The organism is Rhodococcus aerolatus (assembly GCF_054783215.1).
The window spans coordinates 1-5,611 of the sequence record NZ_BAAGQZ010000059.1 but is presented as its reverse complement, the minus strand read 5'-3'; the positions used below and the strand labels follow the sequence as shown (position 1 = coordinate 5,611).

The 5,611-nt window shown below is 72.5% G+C and carries 7 protein-coding genes; 1 reads left to right on the top strand and 6 read right to left on the bottom strand.

Features of this window, described 5'->3' with window-relative positions; all coding sequences use genetic code 11:
• Positions 1 to 357: 357 nt before the first annotated feature.
• On the bottom strand, positions 358 to 1,857 hold the full coding sequence (locus ACYVOF_RS19935; RefSeq protein WP_460869647.1) for a putative bifunctional diguanylate cyclase/phosphodiesterase: 1,500 nt from the start codon (positions 1,855 to 1,857) through the stop codon (positions 358 to 360).
• 320 nt (positions 1,858 to 2,177) lie between these two features.
• Here ACYVOF_RS19935 and ACYVOF_RS19930 point away from each other — a divergent pair, with 320 nt between their 5' ends.
• Positions 2,178 to 2,333, top strand: a complete 156-nt coding sequence (locus ACYVOF_RS19930; RefSeq protein ID WP_460869645.1) for a DUF6131 family protein — start codon at positions 2,178 to 2,180, stop codon at positions 2,331 to 2,333.
• Here the strand turns inward: ACYVOF_RS19930 and ACYVOF_RS19925 are convergent.
• The 5 genes from ACYVOF_RS19925 to ACYVOF_RS19905 all read right to left on the bottom strand — a co-directional run.
• Positions 2,327 to 3,610, bottom strand: a complete 1,284-nt coding sequence (locus ACYVOF_RS19925) for a sensor domain-containing phosphodiesterase (protein WP_460869643.1) — start codon at positions 3,608 to 3,610, stop codon at positions 2,327 to 2,329. The genes ACYVOF_RS19930 and ACYVOF_RS19925 overlap by 7 nt on opposite strands.
• A 489-nt stretch (positions 3,611 to 4,099) precedes the next feature.
• Complete coding sequence (locus ACYVOF_RS19920) at positions 4,100 to 4,663, bottom strand: hypothetical protein (protein WP_460869641.1); 564 nt, start codon at positions 4,661 to 4,663, stop codon at positions 4,100 to 4,102.
• On the bottom strand, positions 4,660 to 4,863 hold the full coding sequence (locus tag ACYVOF_RS19915; protein ID WP_460869649.1) for a hypothetical protein: 204 nt from the start codon (positions 4,861 to 4,863) through the stop codon (positions 4,660 to 4,662). Before ACYVOF_RS19915 ends, ACYVOF_RS19920 begins: the two co-directional genes overlap by 4 nt.
• A 132-nt stretch (positions 4,864 to 4,995) precedes the next feature.
• Positions 4,996 to 5,325, bottom strand: coding sequence for a type II toxin-antitoxin system PemK/MazF family toxin (locus ACYVOF_RS19910; protein WP_460869639.1), 330 nt, complete (start codon positions 5,323 to 5,325; stop codon positions 4,996 to 4,998).
• On the bottom strand, positions 5,312 to 5,611 hold a 300-nt coding region (locus ACYVOF_RS19905), incomplete at its 5' end, for a hypothetical protein (protein ID WP_460869637.1). The genes ACYVOF_RS19905 and ACYVOF_RS19910, both read right to left, overlap by 14 nt.

The following is a 5,611-nucleotide window of genomic DNA, read 5'->3' as shown; positions in this document are numbered from 1 at the left end:
CCACCTAGAATCAGCACCCAGGATCACGCGGAACACCGACTCACACACCACCTCCCTGGACGCGACCCCCTGTGGTGGTCATCTCGCGGGTTCGACGTCCCGCCCAGCGTCGACGGCGCAGGTGCTCCTGCCCCGCAGGTGCCGGTACCCGCCCCGTTTCGGGCGGCGGTGTACCCGGTCTTGACCCCGCCACCGCCCGCCGGTCTACCGCATCTCTCCGGGCCCTGGTGCCGGCGAGATGCTCACCGCGCGGCCCCGGCTCACCGTCAGGCCGCAGCACCGTCGCGGCCGAGGACAAGAGCGCTGTCCCGCGGGTGGACCCAGGTCATTCAGCTCCCCAGCACGGCCGGGGGTTTCTCACATCCGCAGGGTCTGCAGCAACGGGGTAATTGTGTCGGCGTCGACGGCGGGGCCCCATAGCCAGCCCTGCCCGTAGTGGCAGCCAAGGTCGCGGAGCTGGTCGGCCTCACCGCGGGTCTGGACCCCCTCGGCGACCGACAGCAAACCGTAGGCGTCGACGACCCCCAGGATCGCAGCGGCCACCCGGTGCTGGCGGGGGTCGGTGTCCAACCCGGCCACCACCGCCCGGTCGACCTTGACGACATCGACCAGGGAGCGGCGTAGGTAGCTCAGCGAGGAGTGCCCGGTGCCGAAGTCGTCGATGGCCACCCCGACCCCAGCGTCGCGCAGGGCCGTAATGGCCGACACGGTCTGGGTGTCCTCGGTCAGCAGCTGGGTCTCCGTGATTTCCAGGACCACGTCCACCGCAGCCACCCCGTGACGGTGCAGGCAGGCCAGCACCCCCTCGGCGAACCGGGCGGAGCGCAGCTCGACCGGTGAGGTGTTCAGGTGCAACCCGAACGGCCCCGCGTCGAGGACCCCGACCCGCCACCGTGCGAGCTGGGTGATCGCCACCTCCCGGACCCACTGCCCGAGGACGACGACGAGGCCACCGTCCTCGGCGACCTCGATGAACTCCCCGGGGGTGACCAGGCCCCGTTCGGGGTGCTGCCACCGCACCAGGGCCTCGACCCCCGCCACCCGCTCCGTGCCCAGGTCCACCACCGGCTGGTAGTGGACCACCAGCTCACCGGTGGCCATCCCGCGGCGCAGCTGGTCGGCCACCTGCACCCGGCGCAAGGCAGCCGCGTGCATGGCGGGCTCGAACACCTCCACCCTGCCCCGGCCCCGGGCCTTCGCCGCGTACATCGCGGTGTCCGCGTCCCGCAGCAGGGTCTGCGCGGACGCCCCCGCCGACCCGTAGGCCACCCCGACCGACGTGCTGACCCAACACGAGTGCCCACCGACCTCGATGGGGTGGCCCAGCGCCTGCAGGACCCGGTCGGCCACCTCGAGCGCACCCTGTCGGCTGCCATCCAGGACCATCGCGAACTCGTCACCGCCCAGACGTGCCACGGTGTCGGTGCCCCGCGCCACCCCCAGCAGCCGGCGGGCCACCTCGACCAGCAGTAGGTCCCCCACCGGGTGCCCGAACCCGTCGTTGACCGCCTTGAACCCGTCCAGGTCCAGCACCAGCACCGCCGGCACCTCAGCACCGCGGCCCGCGCGGGCCACCGCGTGGGTGATCCGGTCGACCAGCAGACCCCGGTTCGCCAACCCGGTCAGTGGGTCGTACAACGCGAGACGCTCCAGCTGGTGGCGGGCGTCCTCCAGCAACCGGGTCCGCTCCGCGACCCGGTCCTCGAGCTCGAGGTGCATCGAGGTCAGCTCCGCGGCCAGGGTGCTGACCTCCCGGGTCAGCGACTCCGCCGCTTGCGCGGCCACCGCGGGCTCGAGCCCGCCTGCCGCGAGCTCCACCACCAACCCGACCAGGTGCGCCACCCGCGGGTCGTGCACTTCTGGTCCCCCTCCCGCGTTCACCGGCACCCCACCACCCGACGACCGGGCACCTCGCTGCGCGGCCCCGTCGTCACGACCACCTGACCCACGCTGACGCCTCTCCCACCCCTAGGTCGTGGGCACACCGATCACCCACACGGTCTACAAAACTAGATGCCGCGTCCACACCAGTGTTGATCGATCATGGAGCGGTCTCGCCCGTGATACTTCCGCCGCGATAAATCCGCGGCGGGTCACTACCCCAAGACGTGCCCACCGCGGTAGACAGGGCCCCCGCCCCCACCCCGCGGAGCGGCTCCTCTCACCGGAAGGCGTGCGTGATCACTCTCGGCGTGATCCTCATCGTGGTCGGGTTCCTCATCAAGATCCCGATCCTCTACACCATCGGCATCATCCTGCTCGTCGTCGGCCTCATCCTCATCGTGCTCGGCCGCATGGGCCGCGCCGTCGGCGGCCGCAACCACTACTACTGACCCCCAACCCCAGCTGACGGGGGTGGCCCGTCCCCACCAACCTGGGCCACCCCCACCCCACCTCCACCGGGGACCGTGGCTGCACGGACCCGGTGCATCAGCAGCCGGGCCGCGGTCGCCACCGTGTCCCGGTCGTAGGTGACGAGGTAGTCGAACCGGCGCCCATGGTCAGGACCGGTGTCACCCAGGTCGCGGGTCAGCAGGGCCGCCGCGAAGTGCGGGCCCAGCACCACCACCGCCCACTCCCCGGCCACCGGGTCCGCGGCACCGAGAGCGACGCCCCGCGTCTCCCCCGCCGGGTCCGGGGCCATGCCCACCGCGAACGCCCCCACGAACGCAGCCCCCGCCGAGAGCCCGGCGTAGCGGCGGGCCGACTCCGCGCTGAATTGCCGGGCGTGCTGGAACGCCCCCAGCACCACCACGCTGGCACCCTCGGTGCCGGCGCGGCGCTCCAGCAGCCGGCTCACCTCCACCAGCCGCGCCTTGGTGCCCCGACGCACACCAGGGTGGCCCGCCACCAGCGAGAACAGCGACTCCCCCGTGGGGGTCTGACCCGGCACCGGACCTACCCCCGGTATCCACCCCCGGCCGGGGCTCTCCGCGTCCACCCGGTTGCCGGGACCGGGGAACGGGGGAAGCGGGCCGGGCCGGCCGAACAACCACCCCTGCCCGAGGGTGGCGCCCAGCACCGACCCCAGCTCGCGGTGGGCCTCGGTCTCGATGCCCTCGGCCAGGACCACCGCCCCGGTGCGCTCAGCCTCCGCGTTCACCGCCGTCGCGATCTCGTCGACATCAGCACCGTCGGAGGCCTGCACCAGGCGCAGGTCGAGCTTGATGACATCCGGGCGCAGCAGCGGCAGCAGCGCCAAGCTCGCCCGGTCCGCACCCACGTCATCCAGGGCGATCCGCATCCCCCACGCCCGGGCCGCGGCACACCCCCGCAACACCCCCGCAGGGTCCAGGGTCAGGCCACGCTCCGTGACCTCCATGACCAGGCTCAGGCCGGCGGCCGCCGCCCTCACCCCCGGCGGAGGCGGCGAGGTCAGCACCTCGGGCTCGGCGTTGACGAACAACACCATCCCCGCCGGCAGCCGCGCCGCCACCGCGCCACGCACCGCCGCCGCCCGACACGCCCAGTCCACCTCGGCGAGCACACCCTGCGCCCGCGCCGCCGCCAGCACCGCATCCGCGGCACCCAGCGCGCCCCCGGGACCGCGCGCCAACGCCTCGTACCCCACGACCTCCCCGGTCCCCAAGGCCACCACCGGCTGATACACCGAAGACACCCGCGACCACCACGCCGCGCCCACCGAGTCCACCACCCGCCACCACCGACCCCATCCTCGCTGCTGGGGACCCGATGGTGCACCACCGACGGTCACCGCGACGGGCGATGCAGCAACCCGAAGGGGTGAACCGACCCGCCCGGTCGTGGCGGGGACGGGCCACCGCGAGGTGACAGCAGCACCGAACACGGCCCCGGCGCAGACCAGGACCCCGGGAACGGCCCTTGTCGACCCCGATCAAGAGGATGGGTCGACCGCCACACCAGCGAAATGGGGGGGCACAACACCGGTGGTGTCCCACCGGGGTCCCGGCCTGCGCCCGAAAACCTACGCCCGGCCGACGCAGCCGACCAGACGCACGCGGCCAGCAACGTAGGCCAATCCGTGAGCGGGGCTCACGCCCGCACCAGGTTCCGCAACACCCGACTGCCGGTCCTCGACCGCTGCGCTCCAGCCGAAACGGCCACGACCGGGTCCCCGTCAGACGACATGGGCAGCGATGAAGACGGACGCCAGGCCGCGTCTCGCGGCTCCGCCCTGCGCCCAGCACCGCACCAGCACCTCCGCCAGAACGGTCAGCGGCTCATCCACGATGTCGGCGTGCTCGCAGCGCAGCGCGGGGCTGACCCCAGCTCGATGGGCCAACTCCCCCGATCCCGCCGAATCAGCTGCCGCGCAGGCGTCGTCACGGGCAAACACCACCCGGACAACCCCGGCGGCGTCGGCGAGCCCGGCCACCTGGACCAGGCACGCCGCCCGCGCCTGCCCCGGGTCGTCGTAGTCGGCTGCGTCGATGACCTCCGCCGACACCCCACCGGTCACGACCAGCTCCAGCAACCCCGCCCGGCACCGCGGGGTTGCTGCAGCAGGCCCGCACCACAACCCATCCCGCTCGAGCACCCCCGCCACCGCGGTACGCAACCCTGCTGCCGACGTCGGCTCGACGGTCATCACCACCATCAGGTGCCGGTTCGGGGCGGCGCACTCCCCCACGATCACCGCCGGAGAGGTCACGTCGATGAGATCAGCCGCTGTGGTCCTCATGGGGTGTCCTGCTTCCACACCAGCTGCCGGTACAACGTCGACCGGGAAACCCCCACCACCGCGGCAACCTCCCCCAGCGGGGTCCCGTCCATCATCTTCCGGGCCTGCCGCGCCTTCGCCGGGGTCATCACCGTCGGCCGGGCCCCGTTACGTCCCCGGGCCCGGGCCGCAGCGAGGCCGGCGTGGGTGCGTTCCCGGATCAGGTCCCGCTCGAACTCCGCCAGCGAGGCAAAACGAGGAACACCAACCGGCCCCCCGGGGTGGTGGTGTCGATCGACTCCTGCAACGACCGGAACCCCACCCCACGGGACCGGGTCGCGCCCCGGTCGTGACTACAAACCCAGGTAGACGACCAGCTGGCGCGCCAGTCGGTCCACCTCGCTGCCGGTGAGCAGTCCCCGCCGGGCGAGCAGGCAGCTCCTGGCTACCGGCTGCAGCGCAGTGATGTCGGCGTAGGACTCCCCGTACCGGGTCAGGCCCGCGTCCGCGGTCAACGCCACATGCGTCTGCTCCGGACCCGCCGTGCCCGTCACCGGAACCACCGCAACGTGCCCGAGCCGGGAGTTGAGGAGGTTGATGCTCAGCACCACCGCCGGGTGCCTCCCGAAGTCGACGAACTCGACGTCCCACACCTCACCGCGGAACGGCTCAGCGAGCGGCATCAGACCCGTGCCCCGCCGGCGCCGGCCGGACACCTACCGGCAACGGCGGCTCACCACCGCCGTAGAAGTCGTCGACGCTGCGCGCCATGCGCTCCTCAGCCGCCCGCCGATGCAGCAGCTCCAACGCCGCCCGCACAATCTCGGTCCGCCCATCAAGGCCCAGCAGCTCCGCGTCACGACGCAGCTCCGCCGCCCGCTCATGACTGATCCGGGCCTGCCACGTCTCCGACGCACCTGTCACAACAACCATGTGTATACGATCTGCCGTACAAGGAGGAGTGTCAAC